This is a genomic window from Leuconostoc pseudomesenteroides KCTC 3652 (assembly GCF_014634745.1).
GTDB lineage: Bacteria > Bacillota > Bacilli > Lactobacillales > Lactobacillaceae > Leuconostoc > Leuconostoc pseudomesenteroides.
Genome location: NZ_BMBP01000002.1, coordinates 303,682 through 327,560, shown reverse-complemented (window position 1 = coordinate 327,560; position 23,879 = coordinate 303,682). Strand labels below are relative to the sequence as shown.

The window sequence follows — 23,879 nt, the reverse complement described above, 5'->3', positions numbered from 1 at the left end:
GGAGGGGCAGGCTGTGCCTAATAGAAATATAGGTTACATTATTTCTAAAAAAATATTAGATTTGTCAGTGTCCTCAGTTGCTTTAGTATTTTTGTCACCGCTTTTTCTGATTATTGCGATTGTCATTAAATTCGATAAAAAAACGAGTCGTGTTCTTTATCAACAGGAACGGGTTGGAAAGTTTGGAAGAAAGTTTAAAATTTATAAATTTCAAACGATGGTTGATAACGCTGAATTGATTTTAGAACAAGATGAAAAATTACACGCCGAATTCATTAGTAATGGTTATAAATTAGCAACGCGTGAAGATCCTCGAATAACAAAGTTTGGTGTTTTTTTGAGAAAGACATCTCTGGACGAATTACCCCAATTTTGGAATGTACTAGTTGGTGAAATGAGCATCATTGGACCTCGTCCTGTCGTTGAAGACGAACTGCAAGAATATGGCGATCAGGTTGATAAGTTTTTGTCAGTAACACCCGGTATCTTCGGACTTTGGCAGGCGAGTGGTCGGAGTAATATAGTTTATCCAGAACGTGCGCATATTGAATTAGAGTATGTGGATAAGGCTAACTTAAAGTTCGACTTCTACGTTTTGTTTAAAAATATTATTGCAGTATTTAAGCAGGACGGTGCTTTTTAATGATATATATCGCAACACATAAAAAATATGTGATGCCACCATTTGATGGTTATCAACCTATTCTTGTTGGCGCGGCGCGTCACTCTGAGTTGCCGAGTGGCTACCTATCTGACGCCACTGGTAGAAATATATCCCTGAAGAATAGCAATTTTAATGAACTAACAGCCATCTACTGGATTCGTTATAATACTAAGGATGAAGTTGTTGGTTTAATGCATTATAGAAGGTATTTGGGTTTAAAAAAGAGTCATAGACTTGAAGATATTCTTCAGAATCAGCAGATTAATCATTTGTTAAGCCAATATGATATTATTTTGCCTAAAAAAAGAAATTATATCATTGAAAATCAAAAAGATCATTATTTGCATGCTCATTCAACAGAACCGTATGTTATCATGAAACAGGTGATTGCAATGAAATACGTTGAATATTTACCAGCGTTTGAGCAAATGGAAAAATCTACATCAGCGCATTTATTCAATATGTTCATTATGCCAAAGCGTTTGTTTAATGATTATGCTGACTTTTTGTTTGGTGTTCTTGAAGAAGTTGAGAAAAATATCGACACTGAAAAGTTTGAAGGGCAGGAAGCAAGGGTATATGGATTTTTAGCAGAGCGACTGATGGATACTTGGGTGAACACAAAAAGGGTATCTGTGGTTGAATGCCCTGTGATAGGACTTGAGCGGACAAATTGGTTGGATAAAGGGTATAATTTTCTTAAGCGGAAGTTTTTTCCAAAATCAAAAAAAAAGGTGCATTTCTAATGACAAAAAAATACAATACAAAAAATTATGATTATCTCGTTGTCGGTGCTGGACCGTTTGGTATGATTTTTGCATACGAGGCGGCTAAGCGAGGCAAGAAGTCCTTGATTGTGGAGAAACGTCCATATATCGGTGGTAACATGCATACACACACAGAGCATGGTATCACAGTGCATGACTTTGGTGCCCACATTTTCCACACTGATAACAAAGAAGTATGGGATTATATTCGCCAGTTTGCTGATTTTAATGGTTTTCAAAACCAAGTTGTTGCAAACTATAAAGGCACACTGTATAATTTGCCCTTTAATATGAATACTTTCTACCAGATGTGGGGAACGAAAACACCTGACGAAGCACACGCAAAAATTGAAGAACAAAAGAATGCAGCTTTGAAGGATCTGGGTGATCGACAACCTCGTAACTTAGAAGAACAAGCAATTAGCTTAATTGGTACAGATATTTATAATAAGTTGATTAAGGGTTATACGGAAAAACAATGGGGTCGTAAAGCAACAGAACTACCCGCTTTCATTATTAAGCGATTGCCAGTGCGCTTCATTTATGATAACAATTATTTCAATCACCGTTATCAAGGAATTCCAGTGGGTGGTTATACACAGATTTTTGAGCGCATGTTGGAGCAGTCAAATGGATTGGTCGACGTTTTAACTGATACAGATTTCTTTGATGACAAAGAAACATTACTATCAGAATTTCCTCGAATGTTATACACGGGTATGATCGATCAGTTCTTTGATTATAAGTTTGGTGAACTGGAATATAGATCATTGCGATTTGAGCATGAGGTGATTGATTCAGACAACTATCAAGGTAATTCAGTAATCAATTATACTGACGCTGAGACGCCATATACACGTGTTATGGAATGGAAACACTTTGATGGATTAGCCGATGAAGGTAAAACAATTATTACTAAAGAGTATCCACAAGATTGGGATCGTTCAAAAGAGGCTTATTACCCTGTTAACAATGATGAAAACACACGCATTTACAAAGCTTACGCTAAAGAAGCGCGTGACAATCATCCAGAAATTATTTTTGGTGGTCGCTTAGGCAAATATCGTTACTTCGATATGGATCAAGTGTTTAATGATGCTTTTAATACTGTCCGCCAAGAATTTGATATCAATCAAGATTTTAATTTTGCTCACGATGAAGTTAAATAAACATGCCCGTTAGGGCGTACATAATATGAAATGAGAAAAGGTGTAATGGAAGTGGATATTAAAAATAAAAGAATCGAGCATAATAGTGATATCTTGTCTTTAATTGTCCCTGTCCACAATGAAGAAGATACAATTGAAATTTTTTACAAGGCGATTAAAAATGTTGCACCAAAAATAAATGCCTTGATTCACTTTCACTTTATTGATGATGGTTCAACTGATAAGACGCTCGATTTGTTACGACAATTAGCTCAGCAAGATAACAATGTTCATTATATTAGTTTTTCACGTAATTTTGGTAAAGAAGCTGGACTTTATGCTGGTTTGCAACAGGCTGACGGCGATTATGTCGCAGTAATGGATGTCGATTTGCAAGATCCTCCCGAACTCCTGCCTGAAATGTTAAAAGAAGTACAGAGTGGTGACTGGGATGCGGTTGGCACAAGGCGAGCGGATCGTAAAGGTGAAGCAAGGATACGTTCTTGGTTTTCAACGCAGTTTTACAAATGGATGAACAAAATCAGCCAAACACAATTAGTGGATGGCGCACGAGACTATCGTGTTATGACACGACAAATGGTTGATGCTATATTGTCGTTATCTGAGAATCAACGTTTTAGTAAGGGAATTTTTACTTGGGTAGGTTTTAAGACTAAGTATATTCCGTTTGAAAACCGAGAGCGTGTTGCTGGACAAACTTCATGGTCGTTTTGGTCACTAAGTAAGTATGCAGTTGAGGGGATTGTGTCTTTCTCCACTGTTCCTCTGACAATTATTACAGTACTAGGTTTCATCTCTTTCGGTATATCAATTTTGAGCGCAATCTTCATCGTTATCCGCGCATTGGTTCACAATAATAGTGTCGATGGTTGGCCATCTATGGTGACAATAATTTTATTTATCGGTGGTGTGCAGTTGTTGAGTCTAGGTGTGATTGGCAGATACATTGCGGCAATTTTTTTGGAAACGAAAAGAAGGCCTATCTTTATTACACGTGAAGAAAAATAGCTTATCAGAAAATCTGATTATTTTCTGACATTGCATATCATTGAGTATCTAAAAAGACATAATTATAAATTTATAGTATAATGGAGTTTAGATTATTGGGGGAATAGTGAATGCACTATTCCTTTTTTAGAACGGATCGTATTATGAAAATTTATTATCAATCCTTAAGATTTTTAAAAATTAATTTTTTGTTTTTGTGGTTTTCTCTAATTGCGTTATATGTTATTCAAATTGCTGTGATGTCGAGTAATCCAGAATATGGCACTGGCGACTGGGGCAGTAATGTTTGGGTCAATGGGATTCAATTTGTTATAAACGATAGTACTGCAGCAGGTATTAATGTTCTTTTAATGATGATTTTGTTGTGGATGTTGCTCATCATTACAAATCGTGTTCCTGTCACATTAATAATTGCAACGGTAATGACCACGATTGCTGCTATAGCAGAATATCAGTTAATAAATACCCGACAAGAAGCAATAACAGAAGCCAGTTTACAAGAGATTACAGCTATAGGTGATTTGTTAGGTATGTTGGATATTAAGCTAGTAATTAGTGCAATTGCTTTTTTAATTCTGACACTTATATTACTGGTAATTGTATATCGTCGAAACAAATGGATCATTTTTAGATCAATTCGTTGGCGCGCATTATTATTTGTTATTTCAATAATAACATTGTTACCGTTTTTATCCATAAACTCTGACAAATATGAAGATACTTTCAATAAATTAGGTGATGTCCCTAAAGTATGGGATTCTTTATTTGATGCTGCATCAAATGGTGGTATTGTAGCTTTATTAAATTCGCGCACTACTGACGCAATGGTTGAGCCAAAAAATTATAGTCAACAGGCTATGAAAAATCTAGTTACTAAATACACTAAGCAATCCGTGTTAATCAATCAAACGCGTAAGAATACTAATTTTAAAAACCAAACTGTCATTTATACTTTAAGCGAATCGCTAACTAAACCCAGTTATGTGCCTGGATTAACGATAAGCGATGATCCACTACCGAATATAGATAATGTTATGGATAATACAAGTTCTGGTCATATGGTATCATCTGGCTATGGGGGAGGTACTGCAGGGATAGAATATTCCACGCTAACAGGATTCAATATTACTTCTTATCGCCCTACTGTTACGATGCCTTATTCACAGTTAACAAGCAGTATTAATGAAAAATCTACTATTACTGGACAATTTGATAATAAAATTGTGGTTCACCCATATGTGGGCTCATTTTATAATCGACGTGCCGTCTATAAGAATATGGGAATAAATTATTTCTACACAACAGATAGTGCTGTACCCGTTAAATATCAAAAAACTATTGATGGTGATGCACATATCAGTGATGAATCTGCCTATAAAAATGTTCTAAGTAAAATTAGTAAAAAGAATAATAGTCAGTTTATTCAACTGCTAACAATGCAAAATCACACGCCCTGGACTTTTGAAGGGCGAGATTATAATATGATTGAACCAACTAATTCAAATGCTGATGAAAATACAATTGAATCCTATTTGCAAGGGCTTCATTATACTGATGAGGCAACTCAAACGTTTTTGGATAAGTTGAATGAATTAAGTCGTCCGATTACATTGGTTTGGTATGGGGATCATTGGCCAGGAATATTTAACTTTGTCAACACTACCACGGATGCCTTGTCTGCACACTCAACACCTTATTTCATTTGGCAAAATGACGCTGCGAAGAAGGCGAATGGGACCGTCAATGTCTCGGCCAACTATGCTGACCCATCTGACTTTACGGCTATGATGATGAAGATGAATGGTATGAAAGTTGATGCCTATTGGGCACTGAAAACAGAGATGCTAGAAAAAGTGCCAACAATCAACAACTACACACGCGATGATAAAGGAAAATTGACATTTCTTGATCAGCAGGGTAATAAAATTGACGAAAAGTCTTTAACCAAAGATCAGCAAGAAATTGTTAATGACTTTAAATTAGTACAATATGACATTACAACGGGTAAAAGTTATCTGCTCAAAACTAATTTTTTCCAGAAAGTGAAATAACATGGCGACAAAGAAATATTTAAATGCGTTTTTGATGTCACTATTAGCATTGGTGGGTGTGCTTTATTTGACTAAAGTGCAAGGCGATTTGCATGCACACTATGGTGCTGGGAAACTTGTTAGCTATTTTGCATGGCCATTACTTTTGGTTGGAGTCAACAAATTGCTAAAAATTGAACAACGTAAAACGGGGACACTATTTGAAGTTTATTTACTGATATCGACATTTTTTGCGTTTTTAGGCTTTATAACTGTGTTAGGAGTTATAAACATTTCGGCGCCATTTCAATTTTCAATGGGAAATTGGTGGGACGCCATTACAGCAGGAGCTATAGGTAATGAAGGAAATATGAAGACACCATTAGGTGATATTTGGACGAATTACCGAGTTGGCTGGTTTCTGATGATGGCGCCGATTGCCATTAAACTGTCTGATTATATTGATCACAAAATTACAACAAAATGGGCACAGATTCTAGTTGCAATTATTTTGATGATTTTACCACAATATATTAGTCGTATTATTGATTTACCATTTAGTCTGAATGCTGCGATGCTTGGTGCAGGGCTGTTAATAATCACCAGTTTAATTATTATAGATTCAAAAAAGTGGCGTCTATTATGGATTGGCTTTGGTGCCGCCGTTGTGATTATTGCTGCGAAAATTAGTGGTGTTTACTTTAGTTACGGTAACGCAGAAAATATATTTGTTACAATCATTGGTTTGATCACTGCAATAAAACTCATAGAATTTTTATTAGATTTTGTATTAGTTCGTGTACAATGGAAACAGTCAAGATTTTCATTACTTGCAATTACATTGGTTTTATTGTCAGTAGTAACATTATTAGCAAACTTAACTGTTGTATTAAATTAAGAGGGATATATGAATCAAAAGGTCAGTGTCGTAATTGTAACTTTCAATCGACTTGCGTTATTGAAAGAAGTTATTGAGAGTTTGCAGCAGCAAGAGACTGCCGTATCGCATTTAATTGTGGTGGATAACGCCAGTGAGTCAGATACACAATCCTATTTGGAATCACTAGGGGATCGAATTGAGTATGTTCGTTTACCAAATAATATTGGTGGCGCTGGTGGTTTTAATGCAGGAATCCGTTATTTTATGTCATATACTAGCGATGAATTTGTATGGCTGATGGATGACGACACTATCCCACAAAGAGATACATTGTCCCAGTTACTTGCGTTTTCTAACGTTAAAAAAAATTTTGGATTTTTGGCTAGTGATGTGCGCTGGATTGATGGCCATCGCGCCCTTATGAATCGGCCAGCCCCAATGAATCGACTTAAAAAAGTACCTGAAGATTTAACTGAACCGATACAAGTACAAAATGCAACTTTTGTTTCTTTATTGATGAAAAGGTCTGTTGTTAAACAAATTGGCTTACCAATTACCGATTTTTTTATTTGGGGTGATGATATTGAGTATACTGAGAGGGCTGCCCGTGTAGCACCGGGATATTTTGTCCCCAGCGCGAAAGTGGTTCATAAAATGGCTACAAATGTTGGTAGCAGTTTATTAAATGATGTGCCGGAACGAACTCCTAGATACTTTTATTCTTATAGAAATAAAGTTTATTATGCTAAGAAAAGAGACAGTTATCGAAAATATCGCGCGTTTTTGCGTATATTTTTGGAATACTTACAAATTAGGTTTTCTAGAACTGAAAGAAAGCAAGAAAAACTATCAACGCTTAAACGTGGTGTATCAGTTGGAAAATCTTTTAATCCGAACATAGAATTTGCGGATGATTTTAATGACAACCACCATTAACCTCAAGGAACTATCATGGAAAAAATAAAAAAACTACTCATACAGTATCAAGTTGCCATTTTATATTTGATTTTTGGTGTTTTGACGACAATTGTCAACATTGTTGTTTTTGCACTCTGTTACAAAATCTGGCACGTTGATTATTCATTTTCTTACGTTGCCGCGTGGTTTTGGTCTGTATTATTTGCCTATTTGACGAATCGTAAATGGGTGTTCCATTCGACAGCTACCAATGTCAAATCAGTGATAAATGAGATTTGGCAATTTATTGTTGCGAGAATTGTCACAGCACTACTAGGTTATGCTATTTTGTCTTTTGGGGTTGTTGTGCTCAAACAGGACGCGCAAATTTGGAATGTGATTCAAAATATATTTGTGATTGTAACTAACTTTGTACTAAGCAAACTAGTGATATTTAAAAAGAAGGCGTAAGCCTTCTTTTTAATGTCTTGCATTAGCAACCTGAATTAGGTCTGATACAAATTTATTGAGTGTAACGACATCATCAGCGTCAGGGCTAAGGTTGATTTTAACGCCCTCGGAACCTTTAATACCAGATGTTTTGGCAAATTGTGCTTCAAATTTTGGGACAGCCAAGCCAAAATCACTGAGATAATAAGTGTCACCAGAGCCAGCCACGCCATATACAACACCTGTTAAATCGTCATGAGCAAGGTCTTCAAAAAAGTCTAGACCTTCATCTGGAAGCGAACCCTTATCGTATGTATAAGGGACAACGATGGCGATATCGACATTTTCCAGTTCATCAGCCTCGGTTTGGCTGATTTCTGTTTTTTTAACTGATACGTTTGCTGCAACTAAGGCGTCAACAATGACGTCGGCAACTTGTTCATTGTTACCCGTGATAGTTGCATATACCACTTGTGCATTCATTTAAAAATCCTCAATTCATTATCTTCAATACTATTATAACGATTTATTGACGCGTTGCACAGCATTCGTTTGTGCAAAATGTAACGAATTGTGACGGTTTATTGACAAAACAACAAAAACGCTTTACTTAGTAGGTTGGTGGCCTTATTATATTAAGAGTATTCGAAATAAAAAACCGCAATACAATGCAAATTTTCAACTGCCACTTGCGTGAATTAGTTATTCTATCACAAGCATAATAACTAACACGCCAATAGGAGATTAAAAATGATACATCAGTTGTTGGCTGAATTCATGGGTACAGCACTCATGATAATTTTTGGGGTTGGCGTTCACGCTGACGAAGTGCTGAACCGTACAAAATATCACGGTTCGGGACATATTTTTTCGATTACAACTTGGGGATTTGGTATTGCCATGGTGTTGTTCATCTTTGGTGATGTCTATATTAATCCCGCAATGGCGTTGGCGCAATATATTTTGGGGAATATTGATTTACCTTATTTTATAATTGTCAGTTTTGTAGAAATTTTTGGTGCCGTTATAGGGTCATTGATTGTATACGTTATGTATGCTGATCAATTTAAGTTATCAGAAAAAGACATTGATCCGGTCATTGTTCGGAATATCTTTTCGACGGCGCCAGCCATTCGTAATTTACCACGTAATTTTTTTGTTGAAGCATTTGCAACTTTCATATTTCTAACCGGTATTTTATCTATTTCTGCTCATGCAGGTGGTGTGCCAGGAATGGTGCCATTAGGTGTTGGCTTTCTTGTTTGGGCAGTTGGTATGGGGCTAGGCGGTACAACTGGATTTGCAATGAATCAAGCCCGGGATATGGGACCAAGAATTGCATACACAATTATTCCATGGCAAAAGCGAACAACGAGTGATTTTAAATATGGTTTACTCGTTCCAGGTATTGCCCCATTTATTGGCGCCATTTTTGCGGCACTGTTTGCTAAATTCTATCTCGGAATTTAAGCGCTTTAAATCCTAACGTTCGTTTTTGTTTCTTATAAGATAGCTTTTGTTCGGAATAACCGAACTTTTTTTTGTTTTGTGAGAGAAGGTTAATATGATTACGAACGCATTGACTATAATAACTGGTAAACTAGATAGTGGAGATAGTTAGTCATTTTCCATTAAGACAATTGCGGATATTGTCTAAATTCACTTTAAAAGGACAGAAATTATGCTTGAACGATATTCACGACCAGAATTACGCAATATATGGTCATTGCAAAATCAATACCAAACATGGCTTGATGTAGAAATTGCAGTTGATGCGGGTTGGGTTGCAGAAGGACATATACCAGCTGATGATCTGGCTAAAATACGCGCTAATGCGACTTTTGATGTTGACCGTATTGCCGAAATTGAATTGTCTACGCGCCATGATGTAGTGGCATTTACGCGTAATGTGTCTGAATCATTAGGTGATGAACGGAAGTGGATTCATTACGGTTTGACTTCAACAGACGTTGTTGATACTGCGCAAGCCTTACGCTTGCGTCAAGCAAATGACATCATTAAACAAGATCTATACGAATGGCGCGAAGCCATTAAAGTCCTAGCATTAAAATACAAAGATACAGTCATGATGGGGCGTACTCATGGGGTCCATGCTGAACCCACAACATTTGGTTTGAAAATGGCTCGTTTTTATGCTTCAGCAACACGGGCAATAGAGCGTTTTGAGCGTGTGGCAAAAGAAGTTGAAACTGGTAAATTATCTGGCGCCGTTGGTACTTTTGCTAATGTGCCGCCGCGAGTTGAAGAAGTGGCGATGGCTGAATTAGGTTTAACCCCACAACCAATCGGTTCACAAGTCCTGCCAAGAGACTTGCATGCCGATTATATCCAGACAATCGCTTTGATTGGCACACAAATGGAAGAGCTTGCCACTGAAATCCGGTCATTACAACGTTCAGAAATTCATGAAGTCGAAGAAGGTTTTGCTAAGGGGCAAAAAGGGTCCTCGGCTATGCCACATAAACGTAATCCAATCGGGGATGAAAATATTACCGGATTAGCTCGCGTATTGCGTGGTTACGCAGTAACGGCGCTGGAAAATGTGACATTGTGGCATGAGCGTGATATTTCACATTCATCTGCGGAACGTATTATTTTGGCTGATGCAACGGCTCTGATTGATTACATGCTGCACCGCCACACTGGTATCTTAACCAATCTTGGCGTTTTCCCAGATACAATGCGTCAAAATATGGACCGGACGTATGGCTTGATTTATTCGCAAAGGTTACTATTGAGTTTAATTGATGCGGGATTGTCACGCGAGCAAGCTTATGATACTGTACAGCCACTAACAGCACGTTCATGGGATGAACAACTCATGTTCCGTGATTTGGTTGACGCTGATCCGACCATTCAAGCTAATTTAACGCCTGCACAAATTGATGATGCGTTCGATTATCACTACCATTTGCGTCATGTGGACGAGATTTTTAAGAGAGTAGGCTTAGTATGAACAACTTGATTAGTCATCCAGCGATAAAAAAAGTGCTTTTAACTGAAACGGACATACAGGCACAAGTTCAGCGCGTTGCCAATGAATTAACAGAAAAGTTTCAAGATAATGAACAACGCCCGGTATTTATAGCTGCTTTGAAAGGTGGGGTCATTTTCGCCACAGACCTATTGCGAAAAATGCCTCTTGATGTGGACTTTGACTTCATTGACGTTAAAAGTTACAGTGGATCTGCTTCTACTGGTCAGGTTAAAGTCGTTCATGATGTGAATATGGATTTAGCTGGACGCGATGTGGTTGTCATAGACGACATTATTGATTCCGGGCGTACCATGCAATGGCTAAGTGATTATTTTGCCCTCAAAGGGGCTAAAACTGTTACCACTGTTGCCTTGGCTGATAAACGTGAAGCGCGTGTAGTTGATTTTGATGTCGATTATTATGGTCTGATAGTGCCCAATGAATTTGTGGTTGGTTACGGTATGGATTATAATAATTATTTCAGAAATTTGCCAGTCATTGCCGTTATTGATTTTGACAAGTTGAATTTGATTGGTTGATAAAGAATTATAAAGTAAGTATTGTTATTATTTTATCATTTCTGTATAATATAAATAAGATTTCGATGAAAGAAAGAGTACACTACTTTTTAATGTAGTAGAAAGCGCTGGTTGATGGGAAAGCGTCATTAAAGGTATTGGAAAGTAATTCTGGAGAGAATCAATGTTTTGGATAACGAGACATTGATCGGTCACGACCGTTATATCGTATGGCTATCGGCATTGCGCCCGTAGTTAAGATAGAGATAGCTAGTTTAGTTTTGCTAGTTAAACGACGGTGGTACCGCGAGAATTCGCCCGTTAATTGTTTTGATAACAATTAGCGGTTTTTTTATTGGAAAAAATAGTAAGGATGACAATATGGAAAATTCAGTTGGTGGCTTGTATCGAGTCAAGCACAATAGCACATAATCACAAATAGCATTTAAACGTAATGGAGAGAACCGTATGACAACAAAATTAGATATTAAAAAGACTTTATTATTAGCATCATTGATTTTCGGCATGTTTTTTGGCGCAGGGAACTTAATTTTTCCCGTTCATTTAGGGCAGCTAGCTGGTCTAAATTGGGGACCCGCCACTATTGGTTTCTTACTTAGCGCAACTGTTATTCCGCTAATGGCACTCATCTCGCTATCGCAAACGCGTGCCACAGGTATTTATGACTTGGCTAAGCCTTTGGGACGTGGCTTTGCGATATTTTTCCTGATTGCTGTCCATGTTTCGTTGGGGCCAATGATCGCCACACCTCGTACAGCAACGGTTGCGTATTCATTAAGTTTCGCTAACTGGATTCCAAGTAGTTGGCAGTCAATTGCGCAATTGATATTCTCGGCAATTTTCTTTGGTATTGTTTATTTCTTGGGATCGCGTGAACAAAATTTGACGAAGTATATTGGTCAATATTTAAATCCCATTTTCGTTATTTTGTTGGTTTTGATTTTTTTGTTAGCGATTTTCAATCCCATGGGCACTCTAAAGCATACGGCTGAAGCTGCTTATCAAACACAGGCATTCTCGTCGGCATTTATTGAAGGCTATAATACGCTTGATGCCATTGCAGCCTTAGCATTTGGTATTACGATTGTTCGTGCTATTGAAGCCATGGGCTTTAGTGGTCGTCGACAGATCGCGCAAATCACTGCAAAAACGGGCTTCATTGCAATTGCTGGTATTGCGATTGTGTATATTGGTTTAATCTTGCTAGGCGCTACGTCGTTGTCGCATTTTAAATTATCGGAAAATGGCACAACTGCTTTGATGCAAATTACCAATCATTATCTTGGTTCCTTTGGGGGCGCGTTCTTGGCTGTGATGGGCACAATAGCTGTTTTGACGACAGCGATTGGATTAACAGCAAGTTTTGCGCAAGATTTTCACCGTATTTTTCCAAAGATTAGCTATAAAAAATGGTTGATCTTGACGATTGGGCTTTCGTTCATGGCTGCCAATTTTGGGTTAGATAATATTATTGCTTGGGCTGTGCCAATCCTCATGTTTTTATATCCAATCGCAATTACGCTGATTTTGTTGGGATTATTATCACCATTGTTTAATAATGCAAGTGTCGTTTATTTATCAACCATGATTTTTGCAATGATACCAGCAATCATGGATGGTATTGCCAATTCACCATTTTCAGGATTGTTCAAAGGGGTGGTTGGATATCATGACGACATGGGCACCCTGCATTTTGGCATTTATCAAAATTTGTTGCCATTTGCAGACATGGGTTTTGGGTGGATTACGCCAACGATACTTGGATTTTTAATTGGAATTATCCTGTATAGAATTAAGTTAAATCGCATATTGAAAACGGTCAGTGATACAATGCAGTAAAAAAAGCGATCTTAAGATCGCTTTTTTTGTTGGCTGATAAAATTTTGTAAACTATTTGAGTAGAGCGGTTGATTTTGTTGCAATTCAGCAATATTTTTTGCGCCCAATAAAGTGAATAAGCGTGGTAATGCTTGTTGCCAGTCTAATATTTGTTTGGTCAAATCTAATTCGCCATGATCCATCAGAGTTTGTAACATGAAACCGGCACTTGAGGCCAAATTGGCGCCAAGCATTAGACTAGTTACAATATGATTGGCGTTTTGAATGCCACCTGTTGCTATCAGCGGTAGTGCATTTTGTGCGAGTTGTGCTGAAATGAGACTTTCAACCGTAGAAAGTCCGTAATTGTCTATATTAAACGAATCATCGTTACGATTACGCCGACGTTCAATCACCGCAAAGTTTGTACCATTAGCGCCCCCAACATTGATTGCGGCGGGGTGGAGTTGTGCTATTGTTTGATAAGTCGCAACGCTCATCCCAAAGCCAACTTCTTTAATAATGACTGGAACAGGCGATTTAGCAATCACTTCGGCTAAGTTATCAAGCCATTTAAATTGGCGATCTCCTTCAGCCATAACAAGTTCTTGTGCAACGTTAACGTGCATTTCAATAGCATTAGCATCAATCATGTCAATCGCATCTCTGACATTTGCAATAGGGTGATCAGCACCTAAATTTGCAAAAATAAATCCCTCTGGATTGCGTTGGCGAACAATTTTAAATGTTGTTGCTTGTGATGGCTCTTTAAGTGCAATTGATTGGGAGCCAACTGCCATTGCCAAGCCAGTATTAGCGCTAACAGTAGCCAACTGTCCATTAACACGACCAGTCAGAGCAGAACCACCAGTCATAGCTTCAATATAAAATGGCCAATTAAATTGATGTTGAAAGAGATTAGTAGTCACATCAACATCTTCAATGCTCATTTCAGGAAAAGTGTTTGGTAACCAACGAATATCATCAAAGGAAGCACCAATTTGTTTTTTTGGCGTCGTATCACGCCATAAACTGACACCAAGGGATAAATGTTCATCTTTTCTATGTGCTTGTGGTGATTCAGTCATATTAACCTCTATTCTGTGGTGCAATGTTCATCATGTGGACGTCGATACCCGCAGCTAACCATTGATCATTAATAGTTGACGGTGAGTTAATGACTGCAAAACCATTGTCACCAAAGCCAGCGCCACTAATTTTACCAGCCGTTTGATTTAGTGTGCTGAGTAAATAACTTAATTTAGGTGTGATGTAGCTGTTAGGTAATGTACTGGTGAGCAAATCTTGGTTGTCATGTAACCCTTTGGCAAATTCATGATAATTTTGCTGTATTAAATTAACAATGACTTGTTGCACAATTGTTTGACTTGTTTTTAAAAAATGTGAATCAAGGGTATTATTAGCGACTGCTTTAGCCGTATCTGCGCTTTCATGTGTTGCACCTAAAACCAGTTGCCAATCAGTTGGCCAAGGTAGTGGGGTGATGCTTAATAATGGCCATGATTTGTCGACAAAAGTGGGGTTCAGCCATTGGTGATTATTGACGTTCAATGACGATAAATCTGGACTTGTGTAAGCAATAGCGCCACCAAAAGTAATCGCAGCAACATCACCTAGTGAGCCATTTTGTTGAACATGCAGATGTGCGAGTGCTGCTAATTTAAATTGTGTGAGTAGATCTAATTTTAAATGGAAATGTTGGGTGATAGCTTTGACAACTGCAACAGTGACTGCTGCAGATGAACCGAGTCCTAGTTTTTCGGTTGCACTATTGAGGTCGCTCGAAATCGTTATATGGACGTTATTAAAGTCTGCAAGCAAATCATTGAGATAAACATAATCGTGCATAATCTGAATGGCAGCGCGGACAAAACGCCATTCATCATGATAATCATGAGATAAACGATCAATATCAAAAACAAGCGGCGTTGTTATAACATTTGACGTTATGATCGATCTGTCGCTTGCCGTCTCGATTGTAATTGTCAGTCCAGTCTCGACAGCAACAATTAGTGCTAAATTACCAGGCTGTGTAATTGCATATTCGCCAGCTAAAAATAATTTTCCAGGAACAAATATTTTAGTCATAAGTAATACCAGGTCCACTAACTGCAACGTCTAGTTTGAGTTGGGGTAAATAATCGTGAAGCGCTGCCACAATTTCAGGTGCTTGGGCTTTCGTCGTGACGATTTTGACGTTTGGACCGGCGTCTAGTGTTGCATAGGCCAGTATACCCTGACGTCGCATGTCTTTGATTAAGGACAAAATCAATTGTGTTTCATCTGTAAAATAGGTGAATGGCTGGCGGGTGGCGGTCAAATTGAGCGCGTGCATAGCCAACGCATTGTTTTCAGCAATGGCGCCTATTTTTTCGATATCCGCATTTGCCACAGCAGCAGTCATATCATCAAATTGATTTGCAGACTGCTTGACCCAATCATCATAATTGGGTGAAGTCATTGCGCGCATCATGCCTTCAGACGAACCAACTTTTTTACTCTGACCAGATACTTCTGCAACAATGAGGGCAATCGGCATATCAGGTGCGTGCAAACTTTCAGCAAAAGACGAGTCATCGTCTACGCCTTCATGCCAAACAGCAAAGTGACCAAAAAAAGAACGGCTAGCGGATCCAGACCCACGTCTTGCTAATCGTGAAAGTGTTTCTTTAGGTAAATCAAGTCCTAAATAGGCAACAACCTCACCAGTCAAAGCCGCAAATGCTGAAGCAGAAGATGCCAGACCGGCACTTGTCGGCACATGATTATCAGATGAAACATGTAAAGGTGGAAAATCACCTAATTGAGTGCGTAATATTTTTAAAAACGTGTGCACGCGCGTAGCGTCACAAACTTGTTCGTTTAATACAAATGTATCTGTGCTAGTTTCACTGGGTGAAACACTAGTCGTCGTGTAAAAACGATCGAGTGTTAATGAGAGAGAACTGGTAGTGGGTAAATTAAGAAATGCATTTTTTTTCCCCCAGTATTTAATGAGGGCAATATTGGTGTGTGCAGTAGCTGTCATAAAGGTTGAATCCATGTATTTTGAGCGCCAGCTTTTGTTAGCGCATTAGCAATAGTAATCGCGTCATTATTATTTTTGGCTAAGGCAAACATTGCACCACCGATACCGGCACCTGTCAATTTAGCGCCAAGTGCGCCAGCGTGCGTTGCAGCGTTTACCAGCTTATCTAATTTGGGGTGAGAAATTCCCAATGATTGCAGTTCATGATGTGCGGCAGTGAACATCATACCGAGATGTTCAGGATTATTTTCAGAAATATCAAGCCGAATTTTTTCGGCAATTTGTCCAAGATGTGTGATTGATGCCCAAGCACGATCGTGATCTGTCAATAAAAATTCTTTGACAATACTGATAGCATGGACTGTTTGTCCGTGAATACCAGTATCAGCTAACACCAGTGTACCTGTTAAATTCATACCAAAAGTAGACATACCTTTATTTTTAATAAACCAAACGGGATTATCGGCATTAACTGTCGTCGTATCTAATCCAGACGGTGAGCCGTGTGAAATCACTTCTTCGATATTGGTAAAGTAGGCTAATTCTTCCTCGCTCAAATCCGTATCAAAATAATCAAAAAAAGCTTTTGTAATCGCTGTTGCCAAAGCAGCCGAAGCACCAAATCCGCGTTCCTGAGGGACGTTTGAATCGATAGCTAGGTGAAAGGGCGTCGTGCTCATATCGAATTTGTCTAAAAGACGTAATAGCAGTTGCCGTGCCCCCTCGACATTGGCTCCTAACTCACTTAAATCGCCGTGAAATTCAGCCCCATCAATCGTTTGACCGCGAAATGCAGGACGTAGAGTGGCTGTAACAGTCATATTTGGCAAAGGGATTGCAATCGCAGGTTCACCATAAACAACGGCATGTTCGCCAATCAAAATCGCTTTTGCGTGGGACTTGCCAACGCCATTCATTTGACTTAACATAATTTCCTCCAGATGTTCTTTACTATTGTACCGCACGAGGCCATTTAGTGTAAAATATAAAGAGAATGACGTTGTTTAGTGCGTGTAATGCATGCAGTAAACAGCGCCATACAAAATATAAAGTGCTTATGAGCACACCGAAGAAAGGTATTTTTATGAACGCCAACAATACATTTGTGGTTTTAGATCTTGAAACCACAGGACAAAGTGTGGCAAAGGGCGGGCGCATTATTCAAATTGGTATGACATTTATTCGGCAACGAAAAATTGTTGACCATTTTGAGTCTTTTGTAAATCCAGGTCAGTTGATTGATCGGCAAATTCAACAATTGACACACATTAGCCAAAAAGATGTACAACATGCGCCATATTTTGATGAAATTGCGCCAATGTTGCAGAGCTTACTGTCAGATGCCGTGATTATTGCGCACAATATTAATTTTGATTATCCCTACTTGAATGATGAATTTGAAAGAACTGGATTTCCCGTTTTACAGATTCCAGCAATTGACACTGTACAGTTGGCGCAAATTTTGTTGCCAACTGCACCGGGATATCGACTGTTAGATTTGACAACGTATTTGGATATCAATTTAGTAAATGCCCATCGCGCCAACGCTGATGCGCATGCGACTGCTTTACTTTTCTTAGAAATGTGGCGTCGTGCTGAACAATTGCCATCTGTGGTATTACAGCAATTACAAACTGGTGATTGGCCACTTTTAAGGCAAACCCAGCAGTTTTTAAAGTTAGTTCGTCCTAAAAGTACCCAGCCATTTGATGTTCAAGACAAGGTGGCGTTGCAAATTAATCAACAGGTTTCCTCTGCAAACCTTAAAGATATCCAACCGATTGACTATCCAGTGAGTGTGACCGAAAAGCGTGCCTTATTTGGTGAATGGTTAACTCAAAATGAAGCGCAAGAATTTCTAATGGATCGAACCCACCGTTTTTTAACAAAACGCTCTGATGGTCTATTGACGGTTTTGACAGCGCCACGGATGGGCAAAACAATTGCTTATTTAATTCCGGTCATTTTAAGCCAACAAAACACTGTGTTACTCACAAATGATGATAGTTTACAAATGCAACAATTAGCCTTGTTAGAAAAGTTATCATCTCTATTTGATGTGCCATTTAGTAGTGCAATATTGTATGATCCTTCTGCTTATATTGATTTGTCACGTTTCATTAAAACGTTAGCCGTTCACGATTCATCACAAGTACAATTTGCTAAAGCACGGTTGTTAGTCTGGTTGACTCAAACGAAAACTGGATTATTGCAAGAAATTAGTATTGGCTTGCACAATTTAGATATCATTCAAAAAATTCGTGGCGATGAGCAATCAGAATTTTTCAAAAGAGCACGTCAAAATGCGGATAATGCTAATGTGTTGATTATGAATTTTCAAACTTTTTTCACGCAGGATCAATCATTACGTCAAAAAAGGCAAATTCAAAAATGGCCATTAGTTGTCATGGAAACCCCAGCGCAATTTGTTGACGATTTGCGGCAGTATTTTCATGTGTCATTTAATGTGACAGCACTAAAAAATGATTTAAAGGGTATTGCGCATCAAGAAGTTACCGGATTGACGCATAAACAGCGATTATTTATTAGGCAAAGTACGAGTGAAGCACTCAAAATTTTGAAACAGTTGACACAATCAGACAGTACTAGGACCAATTTGAAACGTACTGAACGTTTAGCCTTGGTGATTTCTCATATTAATCAATTGCTTTCGCTTACAGAAGCGCATTTACCGAAAGAATTTCAGTTGCTTGAAAATCAGCTCAATAAAATTATCAGGCTTCAAACGCAAGACGATGTGGTGAGTGGAAACGAGCAGATTTCTGAAAATGGTCAGTCACAGGTCATTTTGAGTTTCGATGTGTTAGAACGCGCTATTTACCACAAAAAAATTGTTGCACATATTCGAAAATTATTAGTAGTTAGTGAATTTTTGCCGACTGGTGTGACGGATTTTTTGCGTGATGTCCCAGATACTTGGACCATTGAGCGAGATTTTGTTCATGATGATCGCAAGCCGGTCCAATTGGTACAATTACAAAAAAAGTCGCCCATTCTGCATTTGCAGGCTATGACCCAAGAGGATGTTGGTGAAATTATGGTCATCGTGCCTAATGAGGAGCGTGTGAATCACTGGTATCAAAAGATAAAATATGCGGTGACAACGAATTATAATATTGTGGCGGAAGGCGTTACTGGTTCTTTAGAAAAAATCCAACGTCAAAGTCAAACAAATCGTCAAAACATTGTGATTGTAACGCCAAAAATTTTTGGGACGATGTGGCAACGTGATCAAGAGTTACCAGCGATTGTGATCGTGCCTGAGCGTGACGTATGGCAGCCAGTTGCAAGACTTGCATCCGTATTAAACCAAATGCAACGGCACCAATCGGCTATGCTAGTAACACAATTAAATGCTATGCAACGTAATCGATTCAAACAACAGCTCGCAATAGTGCCATTTAATGTTGAGCATGATTTAGTGGCACAATACCATGAACTTTTTAATCAGCGTTAATTTTCGCAGTCAGGGGAGACGTTTATTTGGTACAATATAAGTGTATGTGCATAAAGGAGTAACATCATGATGCAATTTAAGGACGACATTCGAATCCGCCAGCGTCGCCGCCGAACTCGCATTCATTGGGCACGAGTTTGGTTTCTAATTATTGGTGCTGCTATTGTGCTGGGGACTTTGACACTAGGCTATTTTTATTTGTCGCTATCACCCATGCGGGAAGCGGAAACAAGAATTGAAAAAATTGTTCGTCAGAAATCAGACATTGTTACCGTAACGCAAGTGTCAGTTGATTATCGAGACCGTACGACCTATGCAGCTTCTGGTGAAACTGCCAATGGGACAAAAAAAGTTGCCATTGTGCAAGATAACAAAGTGAAAACATACAGTCGTTCTGAAGGTATGTCAAATGCCCAATTACGATCACTTTTACTTAAAACTTATCACCCTAAAAAATTATACAGCGCTAATATTAGCCGCTACAAAAACGTTTTAGTTTGGGAAATTAGTTATAAAGCACAAAATAATAAACTCAATTACCTAACCCTAGATTTTAAAACAGGTAAGGTATATCGCGCCATATCGGGCATGTAATTAAGGATGATTAAATGAATTTATCAGATAGAGTAACAGCTATTACCGCCTCTCCAACATTGTCAATGAATGCTTTGGCAAAAGAAATGCAGTCACAAGGTATTGATGTCATTAATCTAGGTGTTGGTGAACCAGACTTTCAAACACCTGAAAATATTGCTGAAGCAGCAATAGCCGCCATAAAAGCTGAAAAAACAAGTTTTTACACGCCATCAAGTGGTTTACTTGCACTAAAGCAAGCTGTTGTGGATCGCATATATGCGCGTTATCAGGCGCGGATTGGGACTGATAATGTGACGATTACCACTGGTGCAAAGTTATCACTGTACGTGTTGATGCAAACTTTGCTTAATCCTGGGGATGTTGTGGTAACAGCAGCACCAGAATGGGTGAGTTATGTTGAACAAGTCAAATTAGCTGGTGGCAAATTATTAGAAGTACATTCTAAAAATGATGCATTAAAGTTAACGGTACCAGATTTGATGAATGTTTCTGAACCAATCAAGGCAGTCATTATCAACTCACCAACTAATCCAACTGGACAAGTTTATTCTCGCGAAGAAATTCAACATATTCTTGATTGGGGTTCAAAAAATGATGTATTTATTATTCTAGATGAGATATATGGCCAATTAGTATATAACGGTGTGACATTTACCTCTGGGCTTCAATTAGCAGATATTAACAAAACCAATATGATTATTGTTGATGGTGTTTCAAAAGCATATGCAATGACGGGGTGGCGAATTGGTTGGACAATTGCGCAGCCTAAAATTATTCAAGCGATGAATAAATTGCTTGGACATTTGACATCAAATCCCACGGCGGCTGCACAATATGCCGCTATTGAAGCACTCAATGGTGATCAAGCAACGGTTGAAACGATGCGACAGGCATTTGAAGAACGATTAAACAAGACCTTTGATGCACTAAATTGTGTACCGGGTTTGCATGTTGACGTGAAGCCTCAGGGCGCGTTTTATTTGTTTCCCAAAGTTGACGCAGAAGCCCTATTGGCTGTTGGTGTTGCTAATACGACCGAATTATCTACCAAAATTTTGCAGGAAGCACACGTTGCGGTACCCGCTGGAGAAGGATTTGGTATGCCTGGATATTTCCGTTTGAGCTATGCTAAAGACCAAGCCACCTTGGATGAAGCAATAAATAGATTAAGCGATTTCTTTAAAAAATATATGAAAGCATAAGAGACAGATGACTGAAAAAATTCCAACAATTCAAATTATTGATGCCAAAAACTATGTTGGCAAGACCGTTAAAATCGGGGCTTGGTTGCGCCAAAAAAGAGGTAGCGGCAAAATTGCATTTTTGCAACTGCGTGATGGAACCGCTTTTTTCCAAGGTGTTGTTGCAAAAGCAGATGTATCAGAAGCTGTTTTTGAAAAAGCAAAGAGTTTAAAGCAAGAAACAAGCCTGTACGTGATTGGAGAAATTCATGAAGATTCACGGTCGTCATTTGGCTATGAAATGGCTGTTTCTGATCTTGAAGTGATCGGTGAAAGTCATGATTATCCGATTACGCCAAAAGAGCATGGTACGGATTTTCTGTTTGATGAACGGCACCTGTACTTGCGTCATTTAAAGCCATTCGCAACGTTAAAAATACGCAACACATTGATTGCGGCTTCTTATGAATTCATGAATCAAGAAGGGTTTACAAAATTAGATGCGCCATTTTTGACAGGTTCTGCTGCCGAAGGGACAACTGAATTATTTGAGACAGATTACTTTGGTGAATCAGCCTTTTTGGCACAAACTGGTCAATTGTATGCGGAAGCTGGCGCAATGGCATTTGGTAAGGTCTTTACTTTTGGTCCAGCTTTTCGTGCAGAAAAGTCAAAAACACGTCGCCATTTGACTGAGTTTTGGATGATTGAGCCAGAAATGGCGTTTATGCACCAAGAAGAAAGTTTGGTATTCCAAGAACGGTATATTGCTTTCTTGATTTCAAAAGTACTTGAGAGAAATGAGCAAGAATTGGATATTCTTGAACGTGATAAGGACGTTTTGCGTTCCTACACGCAACTACCTTATCCTCGTGTAAGTTACGATGACGCAATTAAGCTTTTGCAAGATAATGGCTTTGATGTTGAGTGGGGTGTTGATTTTGGTTCACCTGAGGAAACATTTTTGGCTAATCACTTCGCCAAACCGGTGTTCATCATTAATTATCCAAAAGCAATTAAAGCATTCTATATGAAAAAGCACCCAACGCGTGATGATGTGGTGATTTCTGCTGATTTGTTAGCGCCTGAAGGATATGGTGAAATTATTGGTGGCTCTGAACGTGAAGATGACTACGACACATTAAAAGCTCGCATTGAAGAACAAGGGCTAGATATGTCTGAATATGAATGGTATTTGGATTTGCGTCGCTACGGTTCGGTCCCACATTCTGGTTTTGGACTTGGGCTGGAACGTATGGTCACATTTGTTACTGGTGAGGAACATATTCGTGAAGCAATTCCTTTCCCACGTATGACAAATCGTCTGAGACCATAAAAGATGATTTCGATAGTGTATAATTATGGTACACTATTGTTGAAAAAGAAACGTCCAAGAATATCTTGGACGTTTTTAAAACAGAGGGAATATGACGTTAGAGCAAAGACTACAACAGTATATTCAAGCTGGTAACAGCAGCATTAGCAATGAATTATTGCTACATTATCAAGACATTGGTTTGGATAATGACGATCTCGTACTATATCTTCAAGTTCAGAGAATTCAAGATCGTGGTGATCAAGCGACACCGGTTGCTGTGGCGCAGATTATGCATACCACTGAAAAAGTGGTAATCCAACGTTTGCAAAGTTTGATTAAGCGCGAATTGATGCAAGTAAAAGGTGGCGCTATTAAAACTGAAGTCTACGATTTTACGCCGCTATTTGATAAGTTATTGGGCGGCACAATTGTTGAACACAGTGAATTGCTATCAGATGGTAAAAGCACCCGCCGACAAATCATGCAGACACTGGAGTCGGAGTTTGGTAGGCCACTATCACCAATGGAAATGCAGACGATTAGTCATTGGTTTGACCAAGATCATTTCGAGCCAGTGATGATGATGCTTGCTATTCAAGAAGCCGTCGCAAACAATGCGCGGAGTTTGCGCTATATTGAGACCATATTGACTAATTGGCAACGTGACAATATCACGACACCTCAAGCAGCTGAAGTCGCAAAACAAAGGCGTCGTGGTGTCACATACACTAATTTTATTGATTAATTATTTAAAGATGATTTGATACTGGTCATCCAAGTGAAAACCAAATATCGGTTGTTTATTTGGTGCTAATAAAGTAGTACGAAATGACGAATTTTTTAAACGTGAAAATAGTTGTCCCAAAGTCATGGACTTATTACCCAAAACAAATAACACCTCATGATGCGTATCATCGGCGTAAGCTAATGTTGTGATGGGGAAACGATTAGCATCGTTTTCCCATAATAAACGCGTTTTTGGTGACATATAGCGTGTTAAATCTTCTAAGTCTGATAATTTCATAAATTCATTATA

23 protein-coding genes and 1 other annotated feature are annotated in these 23,879 nt (G+C 38.6%); of the genes, 17 read left to right on the top strand and 6 right to left on the bottom strand.

The genetic code is table 11. The features are described 5' to 3' along the window. Positions 1-13 precede the first annotated feature (13 nt). The 8 genes from IEU65_RS03970 (at position 14) to IEU65_RS03935 (ending at position 7,886) form a co-directional block, all read left to right on the top strand. Complete coding sequence (locus tag IEU65_RS03970; protein WP_010296278.1) at positions 14-643, top strand: sugar transferase; 630 nt, start codon at positions 14-16, stop codon at positions 641-643. Continuing rightward, positions 643-1,410, top strand: coding sequence for a DUF4422 domain-containing protein (locus tag IEU65_RS03965; RefSeq protein ID WP_147651836.1), 768 nt, complete (start codon positions 643-645; stop codon positions 1,408-1,410). Before IEU65_RS03970 ends, IEU65_RS03965 begins: the two co-directional genes overlap by 1 nt. Beyond that, positions 1,410-2,600: a UDP-galactopyranose mutase gene (glf, locus tag IEU65_RS03960; RefSeq protein WP_010296272.1), complete on the top strand. Its 1,191-nt coding sequence runs from the start codon at positions 1,410-1,412 to the stop codon at positions 2,598-2,600. Before IEU65_RS03965 ends, glf begins: the two co-directional genes overlap by 1 nt. Positions 2,601-2,645: 45 nt before the next feature. Next, the gene (locus tag IEU65_RS03955; RefSeq protein WP_139968170.1) at positions 2,646-3,608 is read left to right on the top strand and encodes a glycosyltransferase family 2 protein; all 963 of its coding nucleotides are present in this window, start codon (positions 2,646-2,648) and stop codon (positions 3,606-3,608) included. Between the two features lie 110 nt (positions 3,609-3,718). Next, on the top strand, positions 3,719-5,659 hold the full coding sequence (locus IEU65_RS03950; protein ID WP_010296266.1) for an LTA synthase family protein: 1,941 nt from the start codon (positions 3,719-3,721) through the stop codon (positions 5,657-5,659). A gap of 1 nt (position 5,660) precedes the next feature. Next, positions 5,661-6,536, top strand: coding sequence for a hypothetical protein (locus IEU65_RS03945; protein ID WP_010296262.1), 876 nt, complete (start codon positions 5,661-5,663; stop codon positions 6,534-6,536). Positions 6,537-6,545: 9 nt separating this feature from the next. Then, positions 6,546-7,454: a glycosyltransferase family 2 protein gene (locus IEU65_RS03940; protein WP_010296260.1), complete on the top strand. Its 909-nt coding sequence runs from the start codon at positions 6,546-6,548 to the stop codon at positions 7,452-7,454. A gap of 15 nt (positions 7,455-7,469) precedes the next feature. Next, entirely contained in the window at positions 7,470-7,886 is a 417-nt protein-coding gene (locus IEU65_RS03935) for a GtrA family protein (RefSeq protein WP_036068727.1), read from the top strand. A 9-nt stretch (positions 7,887-7,895) separates the two neighbouring features. Here IEU65_RS03935 and IEU65_RS03930 read toward each other — a convergent pair whose 3' ends face one another. Then, positions 7,896-8,348: a flavodoxin gene (locus tag IEU65_RS03930; RefSeq protein ID WP_010296253.1), complete on the bottom strand. Its 453-nt coding sequence runs from the start codon at positions 8,346-8,348 to the stop codon at positions 7,896-7,898. Between the two features lie 267 nt (positions 8,349-8,615). Between IEU65_RS03930 and larD the strand changes: the two genes are divergently transcribed. From larD to brnQ, 4 genes are all read left to right on the top strand, one after another. Further along, entirely contained in the window at positions 8,616-9,335 is a 720-nt protein-coding gene (larD, locus tag IEU65_RS03925; protein WP_010296250.1) for a D/L-lactic acid transporter LarD, read from the top strand. A gap of 211 nt (positions 9,336-9,546) precedes the next feature. Next, a complete protein-coding gene (gene purB, locus IEU65_RS03920) occupies positions 9,547-10,842 on the top strand; it encodes an adenylosuccinate lyase (protein WP_010296247.1) in 1,296 nt (431 codons plus the stop codon). Next, positions 10,839-11,402: a hypoxanthine phosphoribosyltransferase gene (gene hpt, locus IEU65_RS03915; RefSeq protein ID WP_010296244.1), complete on the top strand. Its 564-nt coding sequence runs from the start codon at positions 10,839-10,841 to the stop codon at positions 11,400-11,402. Before purB ends, hpt begins: the two co-directional genes overlap by 4 nt. 56 nt (positions 11,403-11,458) lie before the next feature. After that, positions 11,459-11,706: a binding site (T-box leader), on the top strand. 143 nt (positions 11,707-11,849) lie between these two features. Beyond that, complete coding sequence (gene brnQ, locus IEU65_RS03910; protein ID WP_010296241.1) at positions 11,850-13,241, top strand: branched-chain amino acid transport system II carrier protein; 1,392 nt, start codon at positions 11,850-11,852, stop codon at positions 13,239-13,241. A gap of 11 nt (positions 13,242-13,252) precedes the next feature. Here brnQ and fni read toward each other — a convergent pair whose 3' ends face one another. The 4 genes from fni to mvk are packed head-to-tail and all read right to left on the bottom strand — an operon-like array spanning position 13,253 to position 17,198. After that, positions 13,253-14,308: a type 2 isopentenyl-diphosphate Delta-isomerase gene (gene fni, locus IEU65_RS03905; protein WP_147651832.1), complete on the bottom strand. Its 1,056-nt coding sequence runs from the start codon at positions 14,306-14,308 to the stop codon at positions 13,253-13,255. A 1-nt stretch (position 14,309) separates the two neighbouring features. Continuing rightward, entirely contained in the window at positions 14,310-15,329 is a 1,020-nt protein-coding gene (locus IEU65_RS03900; RefSeq protein ID WP_010296231.1) for a phosphomevalonate kinase, read from the bottom strand. Next, positions 15,322-16,284, bottom strand: coding sequence for a diphosphomevalonate decarboxylase (mvaD, locus tag IEU65_RS03895; RefSeq protein WP_010296227.1), 963 nt, complete (start codon positions 16,282-16,284; stop codon positions 15,322-15,324). Before mvaD ends, IEU65_RS03900 begins: the two co-directional genes overlap by 8 nt. Then, entirely contained in the window at positions 16,266-17,198 is a 933-nt protein-coding gene (mvk, locus tag IEU65_RS03890) for a mevalonate kinase (RefSeq protein ID WP_010296222.1), read from the bottom strand. Before mvk ends, mvaD begins: the two co-directional genes overlap by 19 nt. A 155-nt stretch (positions 17,199-17,353) precedes the next feature. Here mvk and IEU65_RS03885 point away from each other — a divergent pair, with 155 nt between their 5' ends. From IEU65_RS03885 to IEU65_RS03865, 5 genes are all read left to right on the top strand, one after another. Continuing rightward, the gene (locus IEU65_RS03885; RefSeq protein ID WP_010296219.1) at positions 17,354-19,747 is read left to right on the top strand and encodes an exonuclease domain-containing protein; all 2,394 of its coding nucleotides are present in this window, start codon (positions 17,354-17,356) and stop codon (positions 19,745-19,747) included. A 66-nt stretch (positions 19,748-19,813) separates the two neighbouring features. Continuing rightward, positions 19,814-20,341 (top strand): hypothetical protein, encoded by a 528-nt coding sequence (locus IEU65_RS03880; protein WP_010296216.1) that lies wholly within the window; start codon positions 19,814-19,816, stop codon positions 20,339-20,341. A gap of 14 nt (positions 20,342-20,355) precedes the next feature. Beyond that, positions 20,356-21,546 (top strand): pyridoxal phosphate-dependent aminotransferase, encoded by a 1,191-nt coding sequence (locus tag IEU65_RS03875; protein ID WP_010296213.1) that lies wholly within the window; start codon positions 20,356-20,358, stop codon positions 21,544-21,546. Between the two features lie 7 nt (positions 21,547-21,553). Next, positions 21,554-22,861 (top strand): asparagine--tRNA ligase, encoded by a 1,308-nt coding sequence (gene asnS, locus IEU65_RS03870; protein ID WP_010296211.1) that lies wholly within the window; start codon positions 21,554-21,556, stop codon positions 22,859-22,861. A 91-nt stretch (positions 22,862-22,952) separates the two neighbouring features. Continuing rightward, on the top strand, positions 22,953-23,588 hold the full coding sequence (locus IEU65_RS03865; RefSeq protein ID WP_010296207.1) for a DnaD domain protein: 636 nt from the start codon (positions 22,953-22,955) through the stop codon (positions 23,586-23,588). Here IEU65_RS03865 and IEU65_RS03860 read toward each other — a convergent pair whose 3' ends face one another. Beyond that, on the bottom strand, positions 23,589-23,867 hold the full coding sequence (locus tag IEU65_RS03860; RefSeq protein ID WP_228934170.1) for a hypothetical protein: 279 nt from the start codon (positions 23,865-23,867) through the stop codon (positions 23,589-23,591). Between the last annotated feature and the right edge of the window lie 12 nt (positions 23,868-23,879).

Excerpts from the sequence above, each read along its gene's own strand:
- mvk (WP_010296222.1), bottom strand. The coding sequence starts at position 17,198 with ATGTTAAGTCAAATGAATGGCGTTGGCAAGTCCCACGCAAAAGCGATT.
- IEU65_RS03955 (WP_139968170.1), top strand. The coding sequence starts at position 2,646 with ATGGAAGTGGATATTAAAAATAAAAGAATCGAGCATAATAGTGATATC.
- IEU65_RS03965 (WP_147651836.1), top strand. The coding sequence starts at position 643 with ATGATATATATCGCAACACATAAAAAATATGTGATGCCACCATTTGAT.
- IEU65_RS03880 (WP_010296216.1), top strand. The coding sequence starts at position 19,814 with ATGATGCAATTTAAGGACGACATTCGAATCCGCCAGCGTCGCCGCCGA.
- IEU65_RS03865 (WP_010296207.1), top strand. The coding sequence starts at position 22,953 with ATGACGTTAGAGCAAAGACTACAACAGTATATTCAAGCTGGTAACAGC.
- purB (WP_010296247.1), top strand. The coding sequence starts at position 9,547 with ATGCTTGAACGATATTCACGACCAGAATTACGCAATATATGGTCATTG.
- IEU65_RS03950 (WP_010296266.1), top strand. The coding sequence starts at position 3,719 with ATGCACTATTCCTTTTTTAGAACGGATCGTATTATGAAAATTTATTAT.
- IEU65_RS03885 (WP_010296219.1), top strand. The coding sequence starts at position 17,354 with ATGAACGCCAACAATACATTTGTGGTTTTAGATCTTGAAACCACAGGA.
- IEU65_RS03930 (WP_010296253.1), bottom strand. The coding sequence starts at position 8,348 with ATGAATGCACAAGTGGTATATGCAACTATCACGGGTAACAATGAACAA.
- IEU65_RS03940 (WP_010296260.1), top strand. The coding sequence starts at position 6,546 with ATGAATCAAAAGGTCAGTGTCGTAATTGTAACTTTCAATCGACTTGCG.
- IEU65_RS03945 (WP_010296262.1), top strand. The coding sequence starts at position 5,661 with ATGGCGACAAAGAAATATTTAAATGCGTTTTTGATGTCACTATTAGCA.
- IEU65_RS03935 (WP_036068727.1), top strand. The coding sequence starts at position 7,470 with ATGGAAAAAATAAAAAAACTACTCATACAGTATCAAGTTGCCATTTTA.
- hpt (WP_010296244.1), top strand. The coding sequence starts at position 10,839 with ATGAACAACTTGATTAGTCATCCAGCGATAAAAAAAGTGCTTTTAACT.
- larD (WP_010296250.1), top strand. The coding sequence starts at position 8,616 with ATGATACATCAGTTGTTGGCTGAATTCATGGGTACAGCACTCATGATA.
- IEU65_RS03900 (WP_010296231.1), bottom strand. The coding sequence starts at position 15,329 with ATGACTAAAATATTTGTTCCTGGAAAATTATTTTTAGCTGGCGAATAT.
- mvaD (WP_010296227.1), bottom strand. The coding sequence starts at position 16,284 with ATGGATTCAACCTTTATGACAGCTACTGCACACACCAATATTGCCCTC.
- fni (WP_147651832.1), bottom strand. The coding sequence starts at position 14,308 with ATGACTGAATCACCACAAGCACATAGAAAAGATGAACATTTATCCCTT.
- IEU65_RS03860 (WP_228934170.1), bottom strand. The coding sequence starts at position 23,867 with ATGAAATTATCAGACTTAGAAGATTTAACACGCTATATGTCACCAAAA.
- IEU65_RS03875 (WP_010296213.1), top strand. The coding sequence starts at position 20,356 with ATGAATTTATCAGATAGAGTAACAGCTATTACCGCCTCTCCAACATTG.
- brnQ (WP_010296241.1), top strand. The coding sequence starts at position 11,850 with ATGACAACAAAATTAGATATTAAAAAGACTTTATTATTAGCATCATTG.
- glf (WP_010296272.1), top strand. The coding sequence starts at position 1,410 with ATGACAAAAAAATACAATACAAAAAATTATGATTATCTCGTTGTCGGT.
- asnS (WP_010296211.1), top strand. The coding sequence starts at position 21,554 with ATGACTGAAAAAATTCCAACAATTCAAATTATTGATGCCAAAAACTAT.